Raw genomic sequence first — 25,916 nt, 5'->3', positions numbered from 1 at the left:
CCTTCCTTTTTGTTAGGTTGATGTATCATATGACAGCTGTCTCTGTTTTGACAAAACCGCAATGCGGTGTTTCATATTTTTCAACAAAAAAGGGCGCTTTTTTAAGCGCCCTTACTTTTTTTTCAGCCGGTGCAAAGCGATTTGAACGGCAATGGCGTCATCCAGATAGCCGATCGGAAACATATAATCCGGAATGACGTCCGTCGCTAAAATATAATACAGCAGCGCGCTCCCGAGAATCACACGGTCTTCAGCTGGTGTTGCTCCGTCCATATACTGACAATACATGTTTTTTAAATGATCAATAAAAGGGCCGACGCTTTCTTCGTTATCCATTTTCTTTTGAAATTCATCGCAAATCAGGCGATGGCCCTGCTGGGTTTTGGCATATTGTTCATATCTGGTCAGCTCGCGTTCAATTTGCTCCCGAGAAAAAGGCTGTTCAAACATCTCCGCCATATTCAGCATATCCTGAATCGCGTGCATCGGGTCTTGCAGTGCAGTTTCTTTTTCATGGCCGATAGATATGCCCGATGCCTCAAGTAATTCCTCCAGCGGGGTGCGGAGGTGTTTAGAAAATTCCTGAAGATGCTTTAAATTGGCCTTTTGCTTGCCGTTTATAATCCGGGAGATGGTAGCTGCATCAATGTTGGTTAAGGCACCGAGTTTTCTCATGGAGAGCGAATGCTTATCAAGCAGTGATTTTAAAAGGGGGCCCAATGTCTTTTTTTCATTTTCTTCCAAGGGTGTCACCTCGTTTCCGCCGGAATGATGATAATCAGTCAATAATTTTTGCAGAAAAGGTACCTTTTCTGTGCTGAGGAATAGGATAGTGTAGATTGGAACAGCACAATATGTTGAAAAGACATCAAAGAATGGAGAGAACATAACATGGGTTGGTTATTGATTTTAGGTCTGGCAGTGTCTTCGAGCATTGATAATTTAGGAGTAGGAATGTCATACGGCATCAGAAAGATCAAAATATCTCACGCGTCAAATATGATGATCGCTTTTATCTGTTTTTTATTCAGCTATATGGGGATTTATTTCGGTAAATGGATTTCAGTCGTTTTACCCGGTTTTCTTCCTGTGTTGCTGGCGGCTTTTATTTTGTCTGTCATTGGCATCCGCATCATCCTGCTGGCTGTGCCGAGAAAAGAAGAAAATTCAGCGCGTGTTGATGTGTCATCAAGAAAAAAAAGCCGTATTGCCGGTCTGTTACAAAATCCGGAGACAGCGGATGCTGATGGTTCGGGAGAAATCAGTATATTGGAATCTATAGTTCTCGGGGTGGCCGTATCTGCAAATGCGCTGACCAATGGATTAAGCGCGGGCCTGATCGGGTTTAATCCCGCTGCAATTTCAATCACTGCGGCACTCGGAAGTTTCCTGACCATATGGATCGGCTGCTCGCTAGGAAAAAAAGCTGCGTCATTACGCATAGGATCTTTTCGCGTCGGACAGTTCAGCACGATGCTGAGCGGAGTCATTATTCTCATTATTGCCGTCAATACGCTGCTTTTTTAAGTTGTCCCGTTCATTTTATGAAAAGCACAACATAAATATGAACGTTCTTATTCGTGAGAGCGCATGACGCGCTCTCAAGCTGTCGAGATTTTCTCGACAGCTTGACTCAGCTTCTCAGCTGAGTCTTTTTTGTTCTGTATGGTAAAGCGGCCGCTTTATTTTTTAACTTTTTCTTTCTTCTGCTGTCCCGGGTGAAAAGTGAATTTTCCCGTTTTCAGCCGTTCTTCTGTTTTCTGGGCAATCCGGTCGTGGCATTCCTGACACATATATGTATGGATTGGGCGGTTTCGAAGCCGTTTCGCGATCAGGGTATCATCATCAATTGTTTCAATTTTATCGCAAATAGAACATTGGACCCTCATCATATCACCTCTTTCACTAACATGTATTATAGCACGGATCAGAAGCTGTCTAAAATAAGAAAAAGCTAAAGCGCCGAGGCTATAGCTTAATCATTGGTATTCTTTTTCATATGATGATCAGATTGATCGTTTTGCTCCTGATCCATTTCCTGCCGCTGTTTTCTGTTTAATTGGTCATTTTGCTGCTTTGTTTGCGGCTCGTCTTCATTGTTAATCACATTGTTAGGCATTTCGGGAAGCACTCGGCCGACAATTGCCGCTAATTCATCTAGTATGCCAGTTATCGGATGACCTTCACTGATTTCCCTGCTCATTTCCCTCAGGCGGCTGACTGTATCTGGATCGGCAATGACAACTGCATTAGCGCCGTATCGATCATTTTTTAAACCCTGTGCCACAGAATATTTAATGGTTTCCACTTTGCTTCTGTCCAAAGTATCATCGACATCAATCCCAATAACGGCATAACCGCCCAGCACTACGGCTGTTGCGTCCTTGACATCAGGGTTTTTTTCAGCAACGCTGACAAGATGCCTGGCAATATCCGTCCTTGTTCCATTGTCTTTTGTCTCTTGAGCTGTGTCCTTTACGTGAATCGGTTTAGTCTCCTGCTGTCTTGTTGATTCTTTTTCAACATTCTGATCCTGTCTTCCTTGCTGGTAGGCACATGCGGACAAGATAAGCGTCAGCTGTATCAAAATGAAAAGAATTCGCACTTGCGGGTTCCCTCCTTGAAATGCATTTATTAATTTTATTGTTGAATTAACCTTCTATCTTTATGCACAAAAACATATATTTTAGCAGGCATTCACCTTTTTTATCGTAAGAGAAGCAGGAAGAACTTTGACCCTTATATCAGGAGGCTGAGACTTGAGTAAAATTTATGTGTTAGATACGAATGTGTTATTACAGGATCCTAACGCGATATTTTCTTTTGAAGAAAATGAGGTTGTCATCCCTGCTGTCGTATTAGAAGAGGTTGATTCAAAAAAGCGGTATATGGACGAGGTTGGGAGGAATGCAAGGCACGTATCTAAACTGATCGATGCGCTAAGGCAAAAGGGCAGGCTGCATGAGCATGTTCCGCTTGATACCGGCGGCACACTGAGAATTGAACTGAATCATCGTTCGTTTCACCAGCTGCAAGAGATCTTTATTGAAAAGACGAACGATAATCGCATATTAGCCGTTGCGAAAAATCTAAGCCTTGAGGAAGAAACCAAAGAAAATGGCAGGCCGGTTATCCTCGTCAGCAAGGATGTACTGGTAAGGGTTAAAGCGGACGCAATCGGACTGCTTGCCGAAGATTTTCTGAATGACCGGGTTGTGGACAATAATGAAATGTACAGCGGTTATAAGGATTTATATATCAGCCAGCAGCTGTTCAGCTCTTTTTATGGGAAAAACCAAATTTCAGTAAATGATATCAAACAGCATGCTTTTTATCCGAATCAATTCGCGTTAATGAAGGATGAGCTGGGAGGTTCCGCCTCGGCAGTCGGAATTGCGGATAAAACCGGAACGGTATTAAAAAGACTCGTATTTGATGATGAACATATATGGGGGATCAGGCCGAAAAATGTACAGCAAACAATGGCATTAGAGCTTTTGCTGCGGGAAGATATTCCACTTGTGACCCTGATCGGAAAAGCGGGAACCGGCAAGACGCTTTTAGCATTAGCGGCGGGGCTATTGCAGACTGAAGACTTGGGAATATACAAAAAGCTGGTCGTGGCGAGACCGATTGTTCCCGTTGGCAAAGACATCGGGTACCTGCCGGGCGAAAAAGAGGAAAAGCTAAAGCCTTGGATGCAGCCGATTTTTGACAACTTAGAGTTTCTGTTTAATGCGAAAAAACCGGGGGAGCTTGAGGCCATTCTGGCGGGGATTGGCTCTATTCAGGTAGAGGCGCTGACATATATCAGAGGGAGAAGCATTCCAGATCAATTTATTATTATTGATGAAGCGCAAAATTTGACCAGGCATGAGGTGAAAACGCTGCTGACGAGAGTCGGTGAAGGCAGTAAAATTGTCCTAATGGGCGATCCTGAACAAATTGATCACCCATACTTAGACAGTCTGAACAATGGGTTGGCCTATGTGGTGGAGCGGTTTAAAGGACAACCCGTCTCAGGCAGCGTGAAGCTGTTAAAAGGCGAGAGGTCAGGTCTCGCCCAGCTTGCCGCTGACTTGCTGTAATATTACATGATTTCGATTTCTTTTATATCGGTGATCGGCTGTTCGTGATTAACTGGGTCTTCAAAGTAAATATGAACGGGACCGCCTTCTTGAATCGGCTTGCCTGCCTCACTGAAATGGACAATACTGTTAAGAGCGGCTTCCAGAGGGACGGCGGCTTTCCCTGAACTTGTCACAAATACGCATTGTGTCGCAGAACTGAGCGGCTCGGCATTTTTAAGCACCATCCCAAGTTTCATTGCAAAACTGCCATTCATTAGCTTTTGCTTCTCGTATTGTTTTTCTGTCTTTAAGGTCGGCGGAGTAATCCGGCCCTCTCTAATGACACGTTCAGGATCAAGATCGGATTCATCCCCGGCTGATTGGAAATGTGTGTCTTGACCTTCCCCTTTGCGGTCAAGCGAAAATTTGCGGTCATCAAAAATCCATACGCTAGGATCAATGGTGATCGGATATGTAACATTGCCTTTTACTTGTATAACGCTCATGACATAACCCCCTTCTCTCAAAATTATAAAAGTTTTCGCATGAATTGTCACTTTGTGTACAAATTATGTGTATTGAATTGCTCAAGGAGCGAGGGTGGTTGTATGGTATGCCGGCATAATGATGAGCTTGAAGCCTTAGTGAAAGAGGCAAAAAAAGTGACGGACGAGGGGGAGGTTGCCAGCTATATTCCCGCCTTGGCAAAAGCCGATAAACACGATCTGTCAGTGGCGATTTATTATTCCAATAATATTTGTCTGTCAGCAGGTGACGTAGAAAAAACATTTACGCTTCAAAGTATATCGAAAGTTCTCTCGCTTGCTTTGGTGTTAATGGAATACGGCAAAGATAAGGTCTTCAGCTATGTCGGACAGGAGCCGACCGGTGATCCGTTTAATTCAATTATCAAGCTGGAAACAATGAATCCAAGCAAGCCGTTAAACCCTATGATCAACGCAGGGGCATTGGCAGTGACAAGCTTGATTAGAGGGAAAACGGCGAAAGAGAGACTTGATTATTTGCTGTCTTTTATCAGAAGGCTGACAAACAACCAAAAGATTACATACTGCCGAGAAGTGGCTGAATCCGAATACAGCACATCAATGATTAATCGGGCATTGTGTTACTATATGAAGCAGTACGGCATTTTTGAGGATGAGGTAGAAGCGGTAATGGATTTGTACACGAAGCAATGCGCGATTGAGATGAACAGCCTGGATTTGGCGAAAATCGGATCTGTATTTGCGCTGAACGGCAGACACCCTGAGACAGGGGAGCAAGTGATTTCAAAAGATGTCGCCAGAATTTGCAAAACATTTATGGTGACGTGCGGAATGTACAATGCAAGCGGGGAATTTGCAATTAAGGTCGGAATTCCGGCAAAAAGCGGCGTATCCGGAGGGATAATGGGCATTTCACCTTACGATTTCGGAATCGGTATATTCGGCCCGGCATTGGACGAAAAAGGCAACAGTATCGCAGGTGTGAAGCTATTGGAAATAATGTCTGAAATGTACAGGCTGAGTATTTTTTAATTTATGTCATGTGCTTAAATCCACTTGCATTTTCTGCTGATACCCTTTATGATAAATAGAAGAATTAGGTACTCGCCTGGGGAACGGAGGGATACTTTTGGCTTCAGAGATGATGGTTGACCATCGACAAAAAGCTTTTGAGCTCTTAAAAGTTGATGCTGAGAAGATTTTGAAGCTGATCCGAGTACAAATGGATAACTTAACGATGCCTCAATGTCCTCTATATGAAGAGGTCTTAGATACTCAAATGTTCGGGCTTTCGAGGGAAATCGATTTTGCTGTCCGCCTGGGATTGGTTGATGAAAAAGACGGTAAAGACCTTTTATACACATTGGAGCGCGAATTGTCAGCTTTGCATGACGCGTTTACAGGTAAATAAATGATAAAACTCAAACTTATTAACAGTTTGGGTTTTTTTATAACCGCTAATTTTCACTCTTAAAGACGGTCTTTTTTCACACATTCCTTCCGAATCGTATAGAGATTCTTCGTCTCGTTTGATAAATTGTAGTAAAATAAAAAAGATACATACTTAAAAACCATAGTTAATGGAAGTTAGAAGCAGGGAAGAGGATGTTATGTTAAAAAAAATGCTCAAATCTTATGATTACTCACTGATATTCGCAATTGTTTTACTGTGCGGATTCGGTTTGGTGATGGTTTATAGCTCAAGTATGATTACGGCTGTCTCTCGATATGGAGTAAGCAGTAATTTTTTCTTTATGCGGCAGCTGTTTGCCTTAATTGCGGGTGGTGCTCTGTTTATTCTCATGGCTTTGTTTCCTTATAAAGCACTGGCCCACCAAAAGTTTCAGAAAGGGATACTGCTTGCTTCTGTTTTGGCGCTTATTTCGCTGTTCGTATTCGGGCATGTTGCCGGAAACGCTCAAAGCTGGTTTAAAATCGGCGGAATGAGTATTCAGCCGGGGGAATTTGTGAAACTGGTCGTGATTTTATATCTTGCGGCCGTATATGCCAAAAAACAAAGCTATATCGACCATCTGTTAACGGGAGTGGCTCCTCCTGTTGTCATGACGCTTGTGATTTGCGGGTTAATTGCCATGCAGCCAGATTTAGGTACAGCCATGATTATCGGACTGATTGCGACATGTATGATCTTGTGCTCCGGTTTCAGCGGAAAGACGCTGATGAGGCTGGTTTTGCTGGGCGGAATTGTTTTCATTTTGGTCAGTCCAATTATCTATTTGAATCAGGACAACATTTTAACTAAAGGCCGTTTAGCGCGTTTTGATAGTTTTGAAGACCCGTTTAAGTACGCACAGACATCAGGTTTGCAAGTGATCAATTCTTATTATGCGATTGGCTCAGGCGGTATTTTTGGCCTGGGGCTCGGCGAAAGTATCCAAAAATACGGGTATCTTCCTGAATCACACACTGACTTTATCATGGCTGTCATATCCGAAGAACTTGGTATTTTTGGGGTTTTGTTTGTGATTTTCCTATTGGGTTTTGTCGTCATAAAAGGTTTTTATATAGCCAGAAAATGCGAGGACCCGTTTGGAAGTCTTCTAGCGATCGGCATTTCAAGCATGATAGCCATCCAATCGTTCATTAACCTCGGAGGCGTGAGCGGATTAATTCCGATTACAGGGGTTACCCTGCCATTTATCAGTTATGGGGGTTCTTCTTTAGTGCTCTTGCTCGGTAGTATGGGGATATTAGCGAATATCAGCATGTTTGTGAAATATTCAGAGAATAAGAAAAAGAAAGAGCCCATGCCGACAAAGGGAATGAAAAACAAGCAGCCTAAAAAAACTGTTTATCTGTAAAAAACAAGTGTGTACACAGGAAGGATATTCCGCTATGATAGATTATATTCCATTCGGGTAAGGGGGAGAAAAGTTTGTCTCAGCAATCGATACAAAAAGTATTAGTAGCAAACAGGGGAGAAATTGCAATCCGAATATTCCGTGCATGCACCGAATTGAATATTCGTACAGTTGCGGTTTATTCAAAAGAAGATTCCGGTTCCTACCACCGGTACAAAGCGGACGAAGCATACCTGGTCGGTGAAGGGAAAAAACCGATTGATGCTTACCTGGATATTGAAGGAATCATTGATATTGCGAAAAGAAACAAAGTCGATGCGATTCATCCGGGATACGGTTTCTTATCCGAAAACATCCATTTCGCGAGACGATGTGAAGAAGAAGGGATCGTGTTCATTGGTCCAAAGTCCGAACATCTAGATATGTTTGGTGACAAGGTAAAAGCGCGTGAGCAGGCAGAAAAAGCTGGAATTCCTGTGATTCCGGGAAGCGACGGACCTGCAGAAACGCTTGAAGCAGTCGAACAATTCGGACAAGCTAACGGCTATCCGATTATCATTAAAGCTTCGCTGGGCGGCGGAGGACGCGGTATGCGGATTGTCAGATCTGAAAGCGAAGTCAAAGAAGCATATGAGCGTGCAAAATCAGAGGCGAAAGCAGCCTTTGGCAATGATGAAGTTTATGTAGAAAAATTGATTGAAAATCCAAAACATATTGAGGTTCAGGTTATTGGAGACAAGCAGGGCAATGTCGTTCATCTATTTGAGAGAGATTGTTCTGTTCAAAGACGCCACCAAAAAGTCATTGAAGTGGCGCCGAGTGTCTCGCTGTCCACTGAATTAAGAGATCAAATCTGTGAAGCGGCAGTTGCGCTTGCGAAAAATGTAAATTATATCAACGCGGGCACGGTCGAATTCCTTGTTGCGAACAACGAGTTCTACTTTATTGAAGTAAACCCCCGCGTACAAGTTGAACACACGATTACAGAAATGATTACGGGTGTTGATATTGTTCAAACACAGATCCTTGTTGCTCAAGGGCACAGCCTTCACAGCAAACAAGTAAATATTCCTGAGCAAAAGGACATTTTTACAATCGGCTATGCGATTCAATCACGCGTGACGACTGAGGATCCGCAAAATGATTTCATGCCTGATACCGGGAAAATCATGGCCTACCGCTCAGGCGGCGGATTTGGTGTCCGTCTTGATACCGGAAACAGCTTCCAAGGCGCCGTGATCACACCGTATTATGATTCGCTTCTCGTTAAGCTCTCAACCTGGGCTTTAACGTTTGAACAGGCGGCGGCTAAAATGGTCCGGAATCTTCAGGAGTTTAGAATCAGAGGCATTAAAACAAACATTCCGTTCCTTGAGAACGTTGCAAAGCATGAAAAATTCCTGACGGGACAATATGATACGTCTTTCATTGATACAACACCTGAATTATTTATTTTCCCTAAGCAGAAGGACCGCGGAACGAAAATGCTTACTTACATCAGCAATGTGACAGTGAACGGCTTCCCTGGAATCGGGAAAAAAGAAAAGCCGGCGTTTGACAAGCCGTTAAATGTAAAAGTAGACGTTGATCAGCAGCCTGCCAGAGGAACAAAGCAAATTCTCGATGAAAAAGGTGCTGAAGGGCTTGCAAATTGGGTGAAGGAACAAAAATCTGTCCTTTTAACTGATACGACATTCAGGGATGCTCACCAATCATTATTGGCGACGAGATTCAGATCGCATGATTTGAAAAAAATCGCGAATCCGACAGCTGCGTTATGGCCTGAACTATTCAGTATGGAAATGTGGGGAGGCGCGACATTCGATGTAGCCTATCGATTCCTGAAAGAAGATCCATGGAAGCGTTTGGAGGACCTTCGCAAGGAAGTGCCGAATACCTTATTCCAGATGCTCCTTCGTTCATCAAACGCAGTCGGCTATACGAATTATCCGGATAATGTGATTAAAGAATTTGTGAAGCAATCTGCTCAAGCCGGTATTGATGTGTTCCGTATTTTCGACAGCTTAAACTGGGTAAAAGGTATGACGTTAGCCATTGATGCTGTTCGGGATACCGGTAAGGTGGCAGAAGCTGCGATTTGTTATACAGGAGATATCCTTGATAAAAATCGCACGAAATATGATCTTGCCTATTATACGTCGATGGCGAAGGAGCTTGAGGCTGCCGGAGCCCATATTCTCGGAATTAAAGATATGGCGGGGCTGTTAAAACCGCAGGCTGCCTATGAGCTTGTTTCTGCGCTGAAAGAGACGATCGATATTCCTGTTCACCTTCATACGCATGATACGAGCGGCAACGGCATTTATATGTATGCGAAAGCCGTTGAAGCCGGCGTTGATATCATAGACGTTGCGGTCAGTTCTATGGCGGGATTAACGTCTCAGCCTAGCGCGAGCGGATTTTATCATGCGATGGAAGGCAACGACCGCCGTCCGGAAATGAATGTTCAAGGCGTTGAATTGCTGTCTCAATATTGGGAGTCAGTTCGTAAATACTATAGCGAATTCGAAAGCGGCATGAAGTCTCCGCATACAGAAATTTATGAACATGAGATGCCTGGCGGCCAATACAGCAACCTGCAGCAGCAGGCCAAGGGAGTAGGCTTGGGCGATCGCTGGAATGAAGTCAAGGAAATGTACAGACGCGTCAACGATATGTTTGGCGACATTGTAAAGGTCACGCCTTCCTCCAAAGTAGTCGGAGATATGGCGCTTTACATGGTGCAAAACAACCTGACTGAAAAGGACGTTTACGAAAAAGGCGAACAATTAGATTTCCCTGATTCTGTCGTGGAGCTTTTCAAAGGAAACATCGGCCAGCCTCATGGCGGATTCCCGGAAAAACTGCAAAAGCTGATTTTAAAAGGACAGAAGCCGATTTCGGTCAGACCGGGAGAACTGCTTGAGCCGGTATCCTTTGATGCGATCAAACAGGAATTTAAAGAGCAGCATAACATGGAGATTTCAGATCAAGATGCTTTGGCATATGCACTTTATCCTAAAGTCTTCACTGATTATGTGAAAACGGCAGAAAGCTATGGCGACATTTCAGTATTAGATACGCCGACATTTTTCTATGGCATGACATTAGGTGAAGAAATAGAAGTGGAGATTGAGCGCGGAAAAACGCTGATCGTTAAGCTGATCTCAATCGGTGAGCCTCAGCCTGATGCCACTCGTGTCGTATATTTCGAACTGAACGGGCAGCCGCGTGAAGTTGTCATCAAAGATGAAAGTATCAAATCTTCTGTTCAGGAAAGGCTGAAAGCGGACCGGACAAACCCAAGCCACATCGCAGCTTCCATGCCTGGAACGGTTATTAAAGTTTTGACGGAAGCAGGCACAAAAGTCAATAAAGGTGATCATTTGATGATCAATGAAGCGATGAAAATGGAAACGACGGTTCAAGCGCCTTTCTCAGGAACAATCAAGCAGGTTCATGTGAAAAATGGCGAGCCGATTCAAACGGGAGATCTGCTTCTCGAAATTGAAAAAGCATAATAAAACAAGAGTGTATGTCTTTTGACATACACTCTTGTTTTATAGAAAAAACGGGGTGAAACAGGTGAAGATAGGTTGGGATTTATGGTTCAAAAGAGATTTTAAGGCTTCCAAGCTATTTCTTATTTAAAGCAAAAAATGCTTATCTGCTGCCGATGTTTCATATCCATCCGTACTTGCTGGATGTGAAGTATGATACGAGCCATAAATATTTCTTTCGGACATTATCTGTTTTCTTATTGAGGCACAGTAAAAAAAACATGCCGTAAAAAAAGACCAAAGCACTGAAGGCTTTGGTCTAGAGTCATTATGATTGTCTTGATTCATAACGGAAACGTGCAATTAATAATAAGAAGTAGCATAGAATGCCAAACAGGCAGGCAATAAAGAAGGAGTGGGCAAGCGCAAAGCCCAGAGCCAGTTCAGAGTATACGATCATGATACCTGACAGTGCCTGCAATGTGATAAAAACAAGACATGAAATCCAGCCCCAAAAGATCTGCTTTTGATCTTTATAGAAAGTCATTGCATGAACAGCGGCCACAATAATCCATACAAACAACAGCAATGCTGCTGTTCTGTGGCCCATTTGCACCCATTCATGGAATTGAGTCGGAAGTCCATTGTGCAGCGGACTGCACAGAGGCACATCCGGACATGCCAGACTTGATTCTGTATGTCTTACATAAGCGCCTGTATACACAACGATATAGGAGTAGATTAAAATCCCTATCATGTGAAATTGCATTTTTTTGCCGATTTCAAGCGGCTTTACCAGCTTTCTGACTGATTTATCAGCTTCAAATATGAGCAACGTCAAAATGAGCACTGAAGCGAAAGATATCAATGAGATACCAAAGTGAAGCGCCATAATCAGCGCGTTTGAACCGAATACGACAGCCAATGCGCCAAGCAGTGCTTGTAAAAATAAAAAGATAATTGACATAATCGCGAGAAACGTTGTTTCACGGAAAATCGGCGTGATTTTTCTCCATGACCAAAATGCAAGGCTTAACACAAGGATAATGGAGATCCCGCTTGCGAATCTGTGGCTCCACTCAATAATTGAAGCCGGATTCAGTTCAGGGAAAAAACGGCCGTGACACAGCGGCCACTGTCTGCCGCAGCCTTGGCCGGAACCTGTTTTTGTAACGAGGGCTCCCCCGATTAAAACAATAAGCATGACAAATGTTGTCAGAACACCGAGAGCTTTTAATGCTTTATTCATACAATAATCACCTTCTCAACATACTGCTGCAATTTTATATACGTTCCAAGTGTAAGCGAATATGTGTTTTGTGGCAATTCTTAGCGCATTTTGTTCACAAAAATATAATAGAATGACGGCTTCCGTAAAATGTACACTTGATTATTCATGCCGGGTCTGATAGAAATAAGGTAAACGCACTGCCGATTTGGCGATTGCCTTCATCTTTGGTAAAATTCATAAAAAGTTCACAAATAAATTCCTATTTGTCGTTTAATATTTAATAGGATGTTTTTTTACAAGATGTTATCTTGTATGATAGAAAGAGTTGCAGGTTTTTCATTCTCCTGCGTTAGGTTTGTAAGGGAGGTTTACGTTATGGCTAACTCCAGAATCTTAAATGATACAGCTATAGACGGACAAATTGAAGAAACAACGGCATGGAAAGATTTTCTGTCCCTTATTAAAATAGGGATCGTCAATTCTAATCTTATCACGACTTTTACTGGAATGTGGCTTGCACTGCATATTTCCGGTCTGAGTTTTTTAGGCAATATAAACACCGTTCTTCTTACATTAATCGGGTCTTCTCTGATTATTGCGGGCTCATGTGCAATCAATAACTGGTATGACCGAGACATTGACCATGTTATGGAGCGCACGAAAGTAAGACCGACGGTTACGGGTAAAATTCAGCCGAATCAGGCGTTGTGGTCTGGAATTTTGCTAGTTGCATTAGGATTGATCATGCTGCTGATGACAACTGTCACGGCTGCTGTTATCGGGTTTATCGGAGTATTTACGTATGTTGTATTGTACACAATGTGGACGAAACGCCGCTATACGATTAACACAGTAGTAGGAAGTGTTTCCGGTGCAGTGCCGCCGCTTATTGGATGGACGGCAGTGGAAGGCAATATCGGTGTCGTTGCATGGGTCTTATTCATGATTTTATTTATTTGGCAGATTCCTCACTTCTTAGCATTGGCTATTAAGAAAACGGAGGATTACAGAGCTGCAAATATTCCGATGCTTCCTGTCGTATACGGATTTGAAGTGACAAAAAGACAAATTATTGTATGGGTTGCATGTCTGATGCCGCTTCCGTTTTTCCTTGGAAGCCTTGGCCTTCCGATTGTCATCCTTGGCTTGCTGTTAAATATCGGCTGGCTGATTCTCGGTTTAATGGGCTTCCGCTCTAAAAATATCATGAAGTGGGCAACGCAGATGTTCGTTTACTCGCTTAACTACATGACAATCTATTTCGTTGCCATGGTTGTCTTGACTCTTTTCTAAAAAAATAGATACGTTGCTTGTTTTATTGCTTCAAAATAAACGATGACAACTAGTAAATGCCGCCTTGACCTCTTGTTTAATCAGGCGGCTTTACTTTTATACATAGATGGCATTTTGAGTAAAAAAACTCATAATTTAAGAGAAGAGGAAATGTAAGTGCTTTATTGGCGATAGGCTGGATTGCGATGATCTTCAAGTCTGCTCTCCGCCTTTGTATTGACCAGAAAAGGGGTTGGGTGAAATGGTAAAGCATTGGCGTCTTATTTCATTATTAGCCTTAGTGCCGCTTCTATTAAGCGGATGTGGAAAACCTTTTTTATCCACGCTCAAGCCTGCTGGCGAGGTGGCTGATAAACAGTATGACCTGACAGTGCTCAGCACATTGATTATGGTGGTTGTTGTTGCAGTAGTTTCTGTTATCTTCTTTTATGTGATTGTGAGATTCAGAAGATCTCGGGTCGGTGAGAACACGTTACCGAAACAGGTAGAGGGGAACAAATTTTTAGAAATCACATGGACCGTGATCCCGATTTTGCTGCTCGTTATTCTTGTGATCCCTGTCGTATTATATACGCTTGAGCTGGCGGATACATCACCAATGGATAAGAAAGGCCGCAAAGCAGAGGATGCTCTTGTCGTCAATGTCCGGGCAAATTTATATTGGTGGGAGTTTGAATATCCTGATTACGGCATTATCACAAGCCAAGAGCTTATAGTGCCGACAGACCAGCGTGTATATTTTAATTTAAAAGCTTCAGACGTAAAACATTCCTTCTGGATTCCTTCAGTTGGAGGAAAACTTGATACGAATACGGATAATGAAAATAAGTTCTACCTGACATTTGATTCAAAACGAAGCAAAGAGGCAGGGGATATGTTTTTTGGGAAGTGTGCAGAACTTTGCGGTCCTTCACACGCGCTGATGGATTTTAAGGTCAAAACCATGTCTGCAAAAGAATTTCAGGGCTGGACAAAAGAAATGAAAAACTATAAGTCCACAACAGAGAGCGATTTGGCTAAGCAGGGCGAAGAACTGTTTAAACAGAAGAACTGCCTGAGCTGTCATGCGGTAGAGCCGAATGATAAGCGTGCAGAAGCTGCTAGAACGGCTCCCAACTTGGCGACCTTCGGTGATAGGGCAAAAGTGGCAGGAGTGAAAGACGCCAACAAAGAAAATGTGAAGGCTTGGCTGAAGGACCCTGACAGCATAAAGCCGGGCAACAAAATGACAGGCACATATCCGAAGCTCTCGGACAGTGAAACTGATGCGCTTTATGAATACTTAAAAGGCTTAAAAGCAGAAAGCAAGTAGGGAAGAAAGGGAGATATTGGGGGAGGTCACATATGTTGAATGCGCTTACAGAAAAGCGGACGCGCGGATCTATGCTTTGGGATTATTTGACGACGGTGGACCATAAAAAAATCGCGATTCTTTACTTAGTGGCAGGGGGATTCTTCTTTCTTGTCGGGGGAATTGAAGCGATGTTTATCAGAATCCAGCTAGCAAAGCCGGAAAATGCGTTTCTCAGCGCCCAATCGTACAATGAAGTGATGACGATGCATGGAACGACGATGATCTTTCTGGCTGCGATGCCGCTCTTATTTGCCTTGATGAATGCGGTCGTCCCTTTGCAGATTGGGGCTCGGGACGTTTCGTTTCCATTTTTAAACGCTCTTGGTTTTTGGCTGTTCTTTTTCGGAGGGATCTTCTTAAATTTAAGCTGGTTTTTGGGCGGAGCGCCAGACGCGGGCTGGACGTCTTATGCCTCACTTTCGCTTCATTCTAAAGGGCACGGCATAGACTTTTTCGTCCTTGGACTGCAAATATCGGGGCTCGGGACGCTGATAGCCGGGATTAACTTTTTGGCCACGATTATCAATATGAGGGCTCCGGGCATGACGTACATGAGGCTGCCTTTGTTTACATGGACGACATTTGTGTCCTCGGCATTGATTTTGTTCGCATTTCCGCCGCTAACGGCCGGATTGGCCTTGATGATGCTGGACCGGCTGTTCGGCACCAATTTCTTTAATCCAGAGCTTGGCGGAAATACGGTCATTTGGGAGCATTTATTTTGGATCTTCGGTCATCCGGAGGTTTATATCTTAATTTTGCCTGCGTTCGGTATTTTTTCCGAGGTCATCCCTGTTTTCGCCAGAAAGCGTTTGTTCGGCTATTCTTCAATGGTTTTTGCAATCGTGCTCATCGGCTTTCTAGGCTTTATGGTGTGGGTGCATCACATGTTCACGACTGGTCTGGGCCCGATCGCAAACGCGATTTTTGCGGTTGCCACAATGGCTATCGCGATTCCGACCGGGATTAAAATTTTCAACTGGCTTTTGACGATTTGGGGAGGAAATGTAAAGTATACGACCGCTATGCTGTATGCTGTCTCATTCATCCCATCCTTTGTGCTTGGCGGTGTGACGGGTGTCATGCTGGCCGCGGCTGCTGCTGATTATCAGTTCCATGATACGTATTTTGTGGTGGCGCACTTCCACTACGTCATTATTGGCGGCGTCGTATTCGGCCTTTTAGCCGGAGTGCATTTCTGGTGGCCGAAAATGTTCGGTAAGATGCTGCATGAGACGATGGGGAAAATTTCATTTGTGTTGTTTTTTATCGGCTTTCACCTCACGTTTTTCATTCAGCATTTTGTCGGTTTAATGGGGATGCCGCGCCGGGTTTATACGTTTTTACCAGACCAGGGTCTGGAAACCGGCAACTTGATCAGCACAATCGGGGCGTTTTTTATGGCGGCGGCTGTTATTATTCTGCTGATCAATGTCATTTGGACATCAGTAAAAGGCGAATATGTCGGAGCTGATCCATGGCAGGACGGACGTACGCTTGAATGGACCGTTTCTTCTCCGCCGCCTGAGTATAACTTTAAACAGCTTCCTTTTGTCAGAGGACTTGATCCGCTTTGGATCGAAAAGCAGGCAGGACACAAATCAATGACACCGGCAGAACCAGTTGATGATATTCATATGCCGAACGGCTCAATCCTGCCGTTTGTCATTTCCTTCGGCCTTTTTGTCGCAGCGTTCGGGCTGCTGTACAGAAGTGATTATGCTTGGGGCCTGCCGGTGATCTTTATCGGGCTCGGCATCACATTTATTACGATGCTGCTTCGTTCAATTATTGATGATCACGGCTATCATATTCATAAAGAGGAACTGCCGAACGATGATAAAGGGGTGAAGGCATAATGCAAATTCAAGAAAAATTCACCGCAGAAACCTTTCCGGCTTCTCCCGAAAAAGTAACACTGGAAGGGAAAAATAAATTTTTAGGCTTTTGGCTTTTTCTTGGGGGAGAGACAGTTTTGTTCGCGTCTCTCTTCGCCACGTTTCTTGCACTCCGGAATTCAAACGCCGGTGATCCGCCTACGACGGAAATGTTTGATGTGACGCTTGTATTTATCGCCACAATGCTGCTATTAACGAGCAGTTTAACAAGTGTGTATGCGATGTATCACATGAAGAACTTTTCCTTTGGCAAAATGCAGCTTTGGCTGGGAATTACGATTTTATTGGGGGCGGGCTTTTTAGGACTTGAAATCTATGAGTTTAAGCATTACATCCATGAATTTGGATTTACTATCACAAGCTCTGCGCTCGGTTCTGCGTTTTACACGCTTGTCGGTACGCACGGCGCACACGTGGCATTTGGGCTTATGTGGATCAGCACACTGATGATCCGCAATGCCAAGAGAGGGCTGAACCTGTATACGGCGCCTAAGTTTTATGTTGCCAGTCTTTATTGGCACTTTATTGATGTCGTGTGGGTCTTCATCTTTACCGTTGTATATTTAATGGGGATGGTGGGATAAACATGGTCGATAAAAAAAGCAGGGAGCATGTCAACAGCGGCCTTGAATTTAAGAAAAAGAAGCACGCCCAGGAGATGAAATATCAGGTTCTGTCTTTTGGTTTAATGATCGGGCTTACGATTGTTGCATTTCTGACTGTGGCAACAGACGGTGTCGGCAGCTGGTTTACGATCCCTTTCATTATTTTGCTTGCTGCGATTCAAGTCATCTTCCAGCTGTATTATTTCATGCATATGAATCAAAAAGGGCATGAGGTGCCGGCACTGTTTTTGTATTCAGGCATGTTTGTCGCGTTTATCACTGTACTTGCGTTTGTCACAATTATATGGTGGTGATTTGAGCAGCCGCCGGAGGTGAAGAGATGAATCAGTTAGACGTGTTTGGGTTTCGCGCGATGTGGAGCCCTTATCTTTTTTGTATTCTGTTAGGCATTACGGCACTTTATCTTTATTTTTACAGGCGAATGTCTTCAAAGCCGAATCGAATAACTGGTAAAGAGATGGTGTGCTTTCTGTCGGCGATGCTGTTTTTGTATGCGGCCGAGGGAAGCCCGGTTGATTTGCTCGGACATATTATGTTCAGCGCGCATATGGTGCAGATGGCTGTCCTGTATTTGGTTGTCCCGCCGCTGTTAATCGCGGGAATTCCTGCATGGCTCTGGGAAAAAATCATTTTCAGGCCTGCCGTTAAACCGTTTTTTTCCTTTTTTACAACACCTTTAATTGCTTTGGTTTTGTTTAACGGGATTTTTTCTTTATATCATGTTCCGCTTATCTTTGATACGGTCAAAACGGATCCATTTTATCATACAGTAATCACCTGGTTTATCTTTGTGCTTGCGTTTTTGATGTGGTGGCCGCTTGTTCATAAGGTAGAGCGTCTTCGGCAGCTCAGCGGCTTGATGAAGCTGGGGTATATTATGGCGGACGGTATGCTGCTCACACCGGCTTGTGCCTTGATTATGTTCAGCGGCGCGCCGTTATACGCCACCTATACAGATCCGTCTGCGTGGGCTGAGGCAATGAGGCTTTGTGTGCCTGCGGATATGATGGGGCAGGTCCCATTAACAGGACCGGAGATATTGAATACACTGCCTTTATTAGAGGATCAGCAGCTCGGAGCCGTTATGATGAAGATCATTCAGGAAATTGTGTACGGTACTTTTTTGGCCATTATCTTTTTCCAATGGGTGAAGAAAGAAAGAGAAAAGGACGGGCAGGAGGAGCCGCCGCCGTATATTCAGCAAACGATATCATAAAAGGTACAGCAAATGCTGTACCTTTTCATTACATTTGAACGGTTTTTAACATGTCAGATAGTTCCTGAATCAGTGCCTTGCTTTTTGTGACAACCTGTACGGGAAACTCTTCCGTTTCTCCATATTCTACGCCGTGCGGGTAGTAATGCTTGCCTAAGAGAGGGGACATTAATTGAATCACGGCGCGGCCGCTTCCAACGTCGCCCTCTGCCGCAATGCCCTGTATCCGCAGATAAAACGTACCCTCGATCGTCGAAAACTTCCTGTCGTAGGTGACTCTTTCGTAATCCCATTGACCTGCTCTGATGAGGCCTTTGCTTTCCATCAAGTCGTCCAGCAAGCTGAGCTCAGCCTTTACCCCTTCAAGTCCGCTTTCAGTAAACTTCAACACTGACCCCTCCTTATAAAAATTACCTTTCCTGACAATCATAGTATGAAAGCGTTAAACTTTCAATGAATCTTCTTCTTTTGAAAGTATGCAAAAATCAAATTTTGACGACAATAGCACTAGACTAAAGGAGGTTTTACGGATGGCAAAAATAAAAGATCTGATGACAGCCGACTTGCAATATTGCACGGTATTAGATAATGTATATGAAGTTGCAGTAAAGATGAAAGATGCGAATGTAGGTGCGATTCCCGTCGTTGATGAGGATGGAGAAACTCTGGTTGGCATTGTGACTGATCGTGATCTCGTATTAAGAGGAATCGCCATAAAAAAACCAAATTCGCAAAAAATCACTGACGCAATGACCGAAAAACCTGTCAGTGTGGAGGAAGATGCTTCAGTTGATGAGGTTCTTCATTTGATGGCATCTCATCAGCTCAGAAGGATACCTGTTACAAAAAACAAAAAGCTTATTGGCATTGTCACGCTTGGTGATCTTTCTTTATCTGAACAAACGGATAAACGTGCGGGCAGCGCCTTATCGGATATTTCCGAGGGTGATAATAGAGAAGAAGGCTTTTTTCATTAACACATAAATCATTGACTTGTTAAATAGGCTGTATTGGAATGAGATGTAAGGCAAGACATTGTGATTCGCCACGGGGGTGATAGATTGAAAAATATATTGAGAGCATTGGTTATCCTCTTGATTATCTGCGGAACCTACGTTCTGTTTATTCAATATGGATCTGTTCCTGAAAAAAAATCAACTGACAGTGAGCCGCAGGTGTCGAATGAGGAAGCGCAAAGCGGCAAACGAATACATATGCCGACTTCAGGATTGTTGTCCTTTATGGGCAAGTCCGCCGATGATGTAACGAAAAAGCTTGGGGAACCTGAACGCATCGACCCGTCAGCTTATGATTACGATTGGTGGGTGTACAATCAAGGAAAGGACCAATATATCCAAATCGGGGTATTACACAATAAAGTCGTCACATTATTTGCGGCTGGGAATGACATTAACGCAAAGCCTTTCAAAATTGGTGAATCAACCGGAGATGTATTTAAGACGACCCAGGTGGCACCGTTTGTGAATGTAGAATATAAAGGAAATTCCTACCGGTTTGAGTTTTCTGAAGAGGATATAAACACCAGGCCGACTGTAAAGGTAGGAAAGATGTATGTCCAGCTGTACATGGACAAATTTGAAGGGAAGCTATCCAGCATCAGGGCGTTTGATGCGCAAACCTTTGTAAAGCAAAGGCCTTATGAGGTTGTATACCGCGGTGAATTAATAAAACCGGAAGCTGTTTCAGATGATAAGTGGAAAAAAATCCAAACGACGAGCGAAAAGCAAATACTTGATTTGACGAATGTCATTCGCGTCAAACATGGGCTTGCGAAGCTTGAGTGGGATCAGCCGACGGCAGAAGTAGCTTTTGGACATAGCGAGGATATGAAGGATAATAATTATTTCTCCCATGACTCTAAAAAATACGGCACACTGAAAGACCGCTTAGAAGACGGACATGTTGACTTTCAGCAAGCGGGAGAAAATATTGCGTACAATTATGTCGACGGCCCGGCTGCTGTAGAAGGCTGGCTCAATAGCGAAGGACATCGAAAAGCGCTTCTGCATCCAGATTATACGCATCTTGGTGTCGGGGTAGATCGAAAATATTACACTCAAAATTTTATTAAGCGATGGTAATGAAAGCCGCGGGTGAATGGTTCCGCGGCTTTTTTGTTTTCATACAGGCTGGTCTGGATAAGTGAGCAACAGATGAGGCCGTTTCCTTTTTCGTAAAGCTAATTCGCGAATGAATATAGGCGAACACAATGCTTCACAAAACGATACATTGTAGTAGGCAGCGATTTTCGGAGGGGGTGAGGATTGTGGCAAATCAACATGCCAATCATTCAATCAATGACTTTAAACAATTCGTCAAAAAGCATCCCAAGCTGATAAAAGAAGTACGTAAAGAACAAAGAAGCTGGCAGGACGTATATGAAAATTGGGTTCTCTTCGGGGAGAGCGACCCGATTTGGGATCCATATCGTGAACCGGAAGAAGCGGCTGAAGAAGTGCCTGAAACAGAGCCAAAAAATGATTTTGTCTCGAAAATGGTGACAGCGGTGAAAAAGATGGATGTCAATCAAATGAACGAACAAATCAATAAAATGAGTCAGTCAATCTCATCTTTGCAAAACCTTCTTAATACATTTTCCGGGAGCGGCCAGAAGCAATCTCAGCCAGGCTCTGTACAGCATCCTTTTTCTTTTCGAAAGGATTAAAAAAGGAGAGCTCATATGCGCAAAGAGGTACAGGAATTTATTTCAGCAACTGAAGAACGCAAGCGATTCATCAGAGAACAGCCGATATGGTACCGCAGGCTTTCGAGAAAACCGGATGATTTGTCCTCCTTTCAGCTTGAGATGATGAACTTTTATGAAAAAACCATACCGCACCGGGTGAACCAATTTACGAGCGGGATTCAAATGGCGCAAATGATGATGCAAATGTTCCAAGCGATGCGGACAAAAGATTAAAAGGCCCGAAAGAGGGTCTTTTTTCGTGCGGTCATATGGAGATTGTTTGGGCGGAGATTAAGCATTTTCCAATTGGCTGGTTTCATGGTAAACTAACAACTGGAGGTGCGTGCTATGTATGCGACGATGGAATCCGTGCGGCTTCAAAGTGAAGCTCAGCAGCTTGCCGAGATGATTTTGCAGTCGGAGACGGCTGAGAACTACCGCAATTGTTACAAGCGTCTCCAGGAAGATGAAGAGGCAGGGCGGATTATTCGTTCTTTTATCAAAATAAAAGAGCAGTATGAGGATGTACAGCGTTTTGGCAAATATCATCCTGACTATAGAGAAATATCCCGAAAAATGAGGGAGATCAAACGCGAGCTGGACCTGAACGATAAGGTGGCTGACTTCAAGAGAGCTGAAAATGAGCTCCAGTCCATTCTTGATGAGGTCAGCGTCGAGATCGGGACAGCTGTTTCGGAGCATGTGAAAGTTCCGACGGGGAACCCTTATTTTGACGGTTTGTCTTCATGCGGAGGCGGCTGCGGTTCAGGCGGAAGCTGCGGATGCAAAGTGTCATGACGAGACTGGCCGTCTCGTCTTTTACATATAAGAGAAATCAGGCAGGTGATTGTATTGGAGAATAGGCGCCAGGGTATGATTGTGTATCTGCATTCCCTCAAGCAAAGCAAAATGCTGAGAAAGTTCGGAAATGTGCACTATGTATCAAAACGCTTAAAATATGTTGTGCTGTATTGCGATATGGACCAGATTGAAAAAACAATGGACAAGATCGCATCGTACTCGTTTGTGAAAAAAGTGGAGCCTTCTTATAAACCATTTTTAAAATTGGAATTCGAGTCAAAGCTTGATAAAGCAAAAGAATACGATTATAAAATCGGCATATAGCAGTATAAAAAAATCCCCGCAGACATCTGCGGGGTCCTTCTATTCCTTAACATGTTAAGGAGAAGGCAAAGGGAGAGGAGAAACCGGAGGAAGAACTTATGGGGAAACGTAAGTCTTCTCCGCGGTTGGCAACAACATCCTCTAGATGCTGTTGCTAATAGTATGGACAAGGATCAGTCTGGCTATACACCTGTTTATCAAGATGAGTGTTCGTTGTTTGAAAGAATGCTTTATGTTAAGATAGGATTGATTTTTTTCTATGTACATAGCGGCGTCCGGCCGAACAAGAAAACAAAATAGCTTTTAGAAAAAGTGGTGTGGAACATGAGAGTAATTTCTGGATCAAAAAAAGGCCGTTCACTAAAGGCTGTGCCGGGAACATCAACAAGACCGACAACCGACAAAGTGAAGGAATCCATTTTTAATATGATCGGCCCTTATTTTGACGGGGGCAGGGGACTTGACTTATTCGCAGGTAGCGGAGGTCTAGGAATTGAAGCGCTTTCGCGCGGGTTTGAGCATTGTATTTTCGTTGACCGGGATTTTAAAGCGATTCAAACGATAAAATCAAATGTAAAAACGCTGGAGCTTGCAAAACAGGCACAGGTATACCGCAATGATGCGGAACGGGCATTGCACGCCGCTGCGAAAAGAGAATCAGGCTTTCGCGGAATTTTTCTTGATCCGCCGTATAAGGAACAAAAGCTAAAAGCGCTTTTAACGATGATAGACGAATATCAAATGCTGGAGGAAGACGGCTTTATCGTTGTTGAGCATGACAAAGAAGTCGAGCTTCCTGAAACCGTAGGAGATCTTGAGATGACAAGAAAAGAAACCTATGGAATTACAGGAGTGGCGATTTATAAAAAGAGGGGGTAGCGATATGGCGAGTATAGCTGTCTGTCCCGGCAGTTTTGATCCGGTGACCTACGGGCATCTGGACATCATCAGACGCGGGGCGAATATTTTTGAACAGGTGTATGTATGTGTGCTGAATAATTCTTCAAAAAAGCCTTTGTTCAGTGTCGAAGAGCGGTGTGAGCTTTTGAGAGAAGTGACAAAAGACATTCCGAACATAACAGTTGAAACGTCGGAGGGGCTGTTAATTGATTATGCGAAAAAAAAGAATGCGAAAGCGATTTTAAGAGGCTTGAGAGCGGTATCTGATTTTGAATACGAGATGCAGGGGACATCCGTAAACCGTGTGCTTGATGAATCCATTGAGACGTTTTTTATGATGACAAATAACCAATATTCATTTTTAAGTTCAAGCATTGTAAAAGAAGTGGCAAAATACAATGGCCCGGTATCAGAGTTTGTGCCGCCGGAAGTAGAGCTTGCGCTTCAGCAAAAATTCAGACAAGGATGAGGGGATAACTCATCCTTTTTTTGTACCGTTTGTCAGTCTGTAAGAGAAAATGATAATGTACGCAAACAGCGCGCATAATGTGACAGCAGGTCCAATCTGCACAAGCAGATTCCAGCCGTGTATAAAAGCAGTTGGCATTTCGCCGCTATGAAGAGACTTGAATACATACCGATACGGGTCATGCCATGCGGTGTAAAGCGGTTTCCATAAAAGCATGACGAAGACGGCGGCATAAATGCCCTGAAGCACTCGGGCGATAAAGAACGGCTTAAATCTGATGTCGGTATCCGATAAAATACCCGCCACCTGTGCTTGCACGGAAAAGCCGCTAAACCCGAGAATAAAGCTGACGACAATGGCTTTTTGCAGAAGAGACACATCTGTCTCGCTGACGAGCTTGCTCCCTAACGTGATTTCAAACATTCCTGATAAAAGGGGAATGTCCAGTTGAGCCGGGAGCTGAAACAAAGTCAGCGCTCCTTTTGTAAAAACAGACAGCATATCAGTCATCTGAACAACCGAGAGCAGCCGGTTAAAGACAGAAAATAAAATAATAAAGCCGCCCACCATAAGAAGTGTTTGAACAGAAGACGTCACAGCGTCGCCTAAAATTTTGCCCAGAGGCCGTTTTTCCGCAAGTCTGGCGGTATGCAAAGCATGTAAAGCATCTTTGAGCGAAGGAAAAGGTATCGTTTTCTTCCTTATAAGCTGCTGCTCTTCCTTGCGGCCGTAGGAACGCATCGTTAAACCGACAGCCAGGTTCCCCAAATAGTGTGCAGAAGCTAATAAAATGCCCAGTGATGCGTTTTGAAAGAAACCGACGGCAACAGCGCCGAAAATAAAGAGCGGGTTTGAAGAATTAGTAAACGATGCAAGCCGTTCTGCTTCTACTCTTGAAATCTGTTTTTCCTGACGAAGACGGGCGGTGAGTTTTGCTCCAGCTGGGTTTCCTGATGCCATTCCCATAGCGAGGACGAAGCCGCCGACCCCCGGTACGCGAAAGATCGGCCGCATAAAAGGCTCAAGCAAAACACCGACAAACCGCACAATGCCAAAACCGATTAACAGTTCAGACAGAATAAAAAATGGCAGCAATGACGGAAATACAACCTCCCACCACATAGAAAGCCCGGTTTTAGAGGCTTCGAATGAGGCCTGCGGATGTGAGATGACAGTTGCTGTTAAAAAAAGAAAAAACGAAGCAATCAAAAGTGTATGAATCTTCGACAAGTTCATTCTTACCTCCCCGATGCTAAAAATGCCCAATGACATGTATATCATGATAAAATAATGTATGACACGAACCGGCCAAGCAGTACCTGTCCGCTTGATTCTTTGTACTAATATACGAGCATAGGGGTTCAGTTTAGACCATAGAATTCGGTATACAGGGAATTCAGGCAGGAGGTTAACGTGTTGGCCAAACCTAAAATCGGGTTAGCGTTAGGATCGGGCGGGGCCAGAGGGCTTGCTCATCTCGGTGTGCTTTCCAGTTTACATAAGCATCAAATTGAAGTGGATATGATTGCGGGGAGCAGCGTGGGCGCTTTGGTGGGCAGTTTCTATGCCGCGGGCCATGATGTGGAAACGATGAAAAAAGTGGCCAAAGCCTTTAAACGGCGGTTTTATGCTGATTATACGGTCCCCAGACTTGGGTTTCTAAAAGGTGACCGCGTCAGGCAGCTTGTGCACGCTTATACTTTCGGGAAACCGATCGAAGAGCTTCAAATCCCGTTGGGCATTGTGGCGTGTGACTTGCGGACGGGAGAAAAAGTTGTGTTCCGCAAAGGATCAGTGTCGGATGCGGTGCGGGCGAGCATCAGCATACCGGGTATCTTTATTCCGCAAAGGCTGGACGAACGGCTTTTTGTAGATGGAGCGGTCGTCGACCGAATTCCGGTTTCTGTTGTAAAAGACATGGGGGCTGATATCATCATTGCCTCGGATGTCTCTAAAGTTCGAAAAACCGAAACGGCGGCGCATATTTTTGATGTGATTATGCAAAGTATGGATATACTGCAAAATGAATTGGTGCGACATCAAACGATCGCCGCGGATATCATGATTCGCCCTTCTCTTGAAACATACAGCTCAAGCTCGTTTGCCAATATTGAAGCAATGATATCGGCAGGCGAGGAGGCCACAGACCGAATGATCAGCAAGATAAAAAAAGAAATAGAGAATTGGGAGGGCTCATAA

General features: G+C 43.9%; 28 protein-coding genes. 21 read left to right on the top strand and 7 right to left on the bottom strand.

Annotation, left to right across the window (positions count from 1 at the left end; translation table 11 throughout):
- Positions 1-111 precede the first annotated feature (111 nt).
- Positions 112-744 (bottom strand): helix-turn-helix domain-containing protein, encoded by a 633-nt coding sequence (locus V756_RS0119730; RefSeq protein WP_024716183.1) that lies wholly within the window; start codon positions 742-744, stop codon positions 112-114.
- A 147-nt stretch (positions 745-891) separates the two neighbouring features.
- Here V756_RS0119730 and ytaF point away from each other — a divergent pair, with 147 nt between their 5' ends.
- Positions 892-1,527 (top strand): sporulation membrane protein YtaF, encoded by a 636-nt coding sequence (gene ytaF / locus V756_RS0119725; protein ID WP_024716182.1) that lies wholly within the window; start codon positions 892-894, stop codon positions 1,525-1,527.
- A gap of 155 nt (positions 1,528-1,682) precedes the next feature.
- Here ytaF and V756_RS0119720 read toward each other — a convergent pair whose 3' ends face one another.
- A complete protein-coding gene (locus tag V756_RS0119720) occupies positions 1,683-1,892 on the bottom strand; it encodes a YlaI family protein (RefSeq protein ID WP_072183306.1) in 210 nt (69 codons plus the stop codon).
- Positions 1,893-1,975: 83 nt separating this feature from the next.
- Positions 1,976-2,605, bottom strand: coding sequence for a YhcN/YlaJ family sporulation lipoprotein (locus V756_RS0119715; protein ID WP_024716181.1), 630 nt, complete (start codon positions 2,603-2,605; stop codon positions 1,976-1,978).
- Positions 2,606-2,759: 154 nt separating this feature from the next.
- Here V756_RS0119715 and V756_RS0119710 point away from each other — a divergent pair, with 154 nt between their 5' ends.
- A complete protein-coding gene (locus tag V756_RS0119710; protein ID WP_024716180.1) occupies positions 2,760-4,088 on the top strand; it encodes a PhoH family protein in 1,329 nt (442 codons plus the stop codon).
- A 2-nt stretch (positions 4,089-4,090) separates the two neighbouring features.
- Here V756_RS0119710 and V756_RS0119705 read toward each other — a convergent pair whose 3' ends face one another.
- Positions 4,091-4,576, bottom strand: a complete 486-nt coding sequence (locus V756_RS0119705; RefSeq protein ID WP_024716179.1) for a hypothetical protein — start codon at positions 4,574-4,576, stop codon at positions 4,091-4,093.
- 102 nt (positions 4,577-4,678) lie between these two features.
- Here V756_RS0119705 and glsA point away from each other — a divergent pair, with 102 nt between their 5' ends.
- From glsA to pyc, 4 genes are all read left to right on the top strand, one after another.
- Positions 4,679-5,608 (top strand): glutaminase A, encoded by a 930-nt coding sequence (gene glsA / locus V756_RS0119700; RefSeq protein WP_024716178.1) that lies wholly within the window; start codon positions 4,679-4,681, stop codon positions 5,606-5,608.
- Between the two features lie 97 nt (positions 5,609-5,705).
- Complete coding sequence (locus tag V756_RS0119695; RefSeq protein WP_024716177.1) at positions 5,706-5,987, top strand: Fpa/YlaN family protein; 282 nt, start codon at positions 5,706-5,708, stop codon at positions 5,985-5,987.
- A gap of 199 nt (positions 5,988-6,186) precedes the next feature.
- Positions 6,187-7,398, top strand: coding sequence for a cell division protein FtsW (gene ftsW / locus V756_RS0119690; protein WP_024716176.1), 1,212 nt, complete (start codon positions 6,187-6,189; stop codon positions 7,396-7,398).
- 74 nt (positions 7,399-7,472) lie between these two features.
- Positions 7,473-10,919, top strand: a complete 3,447-nt coding sequence (pyc, locus tag V756_RS0119685) for a pyruvate carboxylase (RefSeq protein ID WP_024716175.1) — start codon at positions 7,473-7,475, stop codon at positions 10,917-10,919.
- Positions 10,920-11,226: 307 nt separating this feature from the next.
- Here the strand turns inward: pyc and ctaA are convergent, their stop codons facing one another.
- Complete coding sequence (gene ctaA, locus V756_RS0119680; RefSeq protein ID WP_024716174.1) at positions 11,227-12,147, bottom strand: heme A synthase CtaA; 921 nt, start codon at positions 12,145-12,147, stop codon at positions 11,227-11,229.
- A gap of 357 nt (positions 12,148-12,504) precedes the next feature.
- Here ctaA and cyoE point away from each other — a divergent pair, with 357 nt between their 5' ends.
- From cyoE to ctaG, 6 genes are all read left to right on the top strand, one after another.
- Entirely contained in the window at positions 12,505-13,422 is a 918-nt protein-coding gene (gene cyoE, locus V756_RS0119675; protein WP_024716173.1) for a heme o synthase, read from the top strand.
- A 241-nt stretch (positions 13,423-13,663) separates the two neighbouring features.
- The gene (gene coxB, locus V756_RS0119670; protein ID WP_024716172.1) at positions 13,664-14,734 is read left to right on the top strand and encodes a cytochrome c oxidase subunit II; all 1,071 of its coding nucleotides are present in this window, start codon (positions 13,664-13,666) and stop codon (positions 14,732-14,734) included.
- 32 nt (positions 14,735-14,766) lie between these two features.
- Positions 14,767-16,635 (top strand): cytochrome c oxidase subunit I, encoded by a 1,869-nt coding sequence (gene ctaD, locus V756_RS0119665; RefSeq protein WP_024716171.1) that lies wholly within the window; start codon positions 14,767-14,769, stop codon positions 16,633-16,635.
- The gene (ctaE, locus tag V756_RS0119660) at positions 16,635-17,258 is read left to right on the top strand and encodes a cytochrome c oxidase subunit III (RefSeq protein WP_024716170.1); all 624 of its coding nucleotides are present in this window, start codon (positions 16,635-16,637) and stop codon (positions 17,256-17,258) included. The genes ctaD and ctaE overlap by 1 nt, the downstream gene beginning before the upstream one ends.
- A 2-nt stretch (positions 17,259-17,260) precedes the next feature.
- On the top strand, positions 17,261-17,593 hold the full coding sequence (gene ctaF, locus V756_RS0119655) for a cytochrome c oxidase subunit IVB (protein WP_024716169.1): 333 nt from the start codon (positions 17,261-17,263) through the stop codon (positions 17,591-17,593).
- 26 nt (positions 17,594-17,619) lie between these two features.
- A complete protein-coding gene (gene ctaG, locus V756_RS0119650) occupies positions 17,620-18,516 on the top strand; it encodes a cytochrome c oxidase assembly factor CtaG (RefSeq protein ID WP_024716168.1) in 897 nt (298 codons plus the stop codon).
- A 28-nt stretch (positions 18,517-18,544) separates the two neighbouring features.
- On the opposite strand, the gene V756_RS0119645 is transcribed toward ctaG, so the two are convergent.
- Positions 18,545-18,907, bottom strand: a complete 363-nt coding sequence (locus V756_RS0119645; RefSeq protein ID WP_081719930.1) for a YugN family protein — start codon at positions 18,905-18,907, stop codon at positions 18,545-18,547.
- Positions 18,908-19,046: 139 nt separating this feature from the next.
- On the opposite strand from V756_RS0119645, the gene V756_RS0119640 reads away from it, so the two are divergent.
- From V756_RS0119640 to coaD, 8 genes are all read left to right on the top strand, one after another.
- Positions 19,047-19,493, top strand: a complete 447-nt coding sequence (locus V756_RS0119640) for a CBS domain-containing protein (RefSeq protein ID WP_024716166.1) — start codon at positions 19,047-19,049, stop codon at positions 19,491-19,493.
- 84 nt (positions 19,494-19,577) lie between these two features.
- Complete coding sequence (locus V756_RS0119635; protein WP_024716165.1) at positions 19,578-20,618, top strand: CAP domain-containing protein; 1,041 nt, start codon at positions 19,578-19,580, stop codon at positions 20,616-20,618.
- 185 nt (positions 20,619-20,803) lie between these two features.
- The gene (locus V756_RS0119630) at positions 20,804-21,202 is read left to right on the top strand and encodes a YlbD family protein (RefSeq protein WP_024716164.1); all 399 of its coding nucleotides are present in this window, start codon (positions 20,804-20,806) and stop codon (positions 21,200-21,202) included.
- Positions 21,203-21,217: 15 nt separating this feature from the next.
- Positions 21,218-21,457 (top strand): YlbE-like family protein, encoded by a 240-nt coding sequence (locus V756_RS0119625; RefSeq protein WP_024716163.1) that lies wholly within the window; start codon positions 21,218-21,220, stop codon positions 21,455-21,457.
- Between the two features lie 114 nt (positions 21,458-21,571).
- Complete coding sequence (gene ricF / locus V756_RS0119620; RefSeq protein ID WP_003221370.1) at positions 21,572-22,021, top strand: regulatory iron-sulfur-containing complex subunit RicF; 450 nt, start codon at positions 21,572-21,574, stop codon at positions 22,019-22,021.
- A gap of 54 nt (positions 22,022-22,075) precedes the next feature.
- Entirely contained in the window at positions 22,076-22,348 is a 273-nt protein-coding gene (locus V756_RS0119615; protein WP_003221373.1) for a YlbG family protein, read from the top strand.
- Positions 22,349-22,672: 324 nt separating this feature from the next.
- The gene (gene rsmD, locus V756_RS0119610) at positions 22,673-23,227 is read left to right on the top strand and encodes a 16S rRNA (guanine(966)-N(2))-methyltransferase RsmD (protein WP_024716162.1); all 555 of its coding nucleotides are present in this window, start codon (positions 22,673-22,675) and stop codon (positions 23,225-23,227) included.
- Positions 23,228-23,231: 4 nt separating this feature from the next.
- Positions 23,232-23,717 carry a pantetheine-phosphate adenylyltransferase gene (gene coaD / locus V756_RS0119605; RefSeq protein ID WP_024716161.1) on the top strand — a complete coding sequence of 162 codons (486 nt, stop codon included), beginning with the start codon at positions 23,232-23,234 and terminating at the stop codon, positions 23,715-23,717.
- Positions 23,718-23,726: 9 nt separating this feature from the next.
- Here the strand turns inward: coaD and spoVV are convergent, their stop codons facing one another.
- Positions 23,727-24,953 carry a dipicolinic acid transporter SpoVV gene (gene spoVV / locus V756_RS0119600; RefSeq protein ID WP_024716160.1) on the bottom strand — a complete coding sequence of 409 codons (1,227 nt, stop codon included), beginning with the start codon at positions 24,951-24,953 and terminating at the stop codon, positions 23,727-23,729.
- 180 nt (positions 24,954-25,133) lie between these two features.
- On the opposite strand from spoVV, the gene V756_RS0119595 reads away from it, so the two are divergent.
- Positions 25,134-25,916 carry a patatin family protein gene (locus tag V756_RS0119595; RefSeq protein ID WP_024716159.1) on the top strand — a complete coding sequence of 261 codons (783 nt, stop codon included), beginning with the start codon at positions 25,134-25,136 and terminating at the stop codon, positions 25,914-25,916.

Origin of the sequence: Bacillus tequilensis KCTC 13622 (assembly GCF_000507145.1) — a bacterium.
In the GTDB taxonomy this organism is placed as follows: Bacteria; Bacillota; Bacilli; order Bacillales; family Bacillaceae; genus Bacillus; species Bacillus tequilensis.
This window is presented reverse-complemented; position numbering and strand designations above follow the sequence as displayed.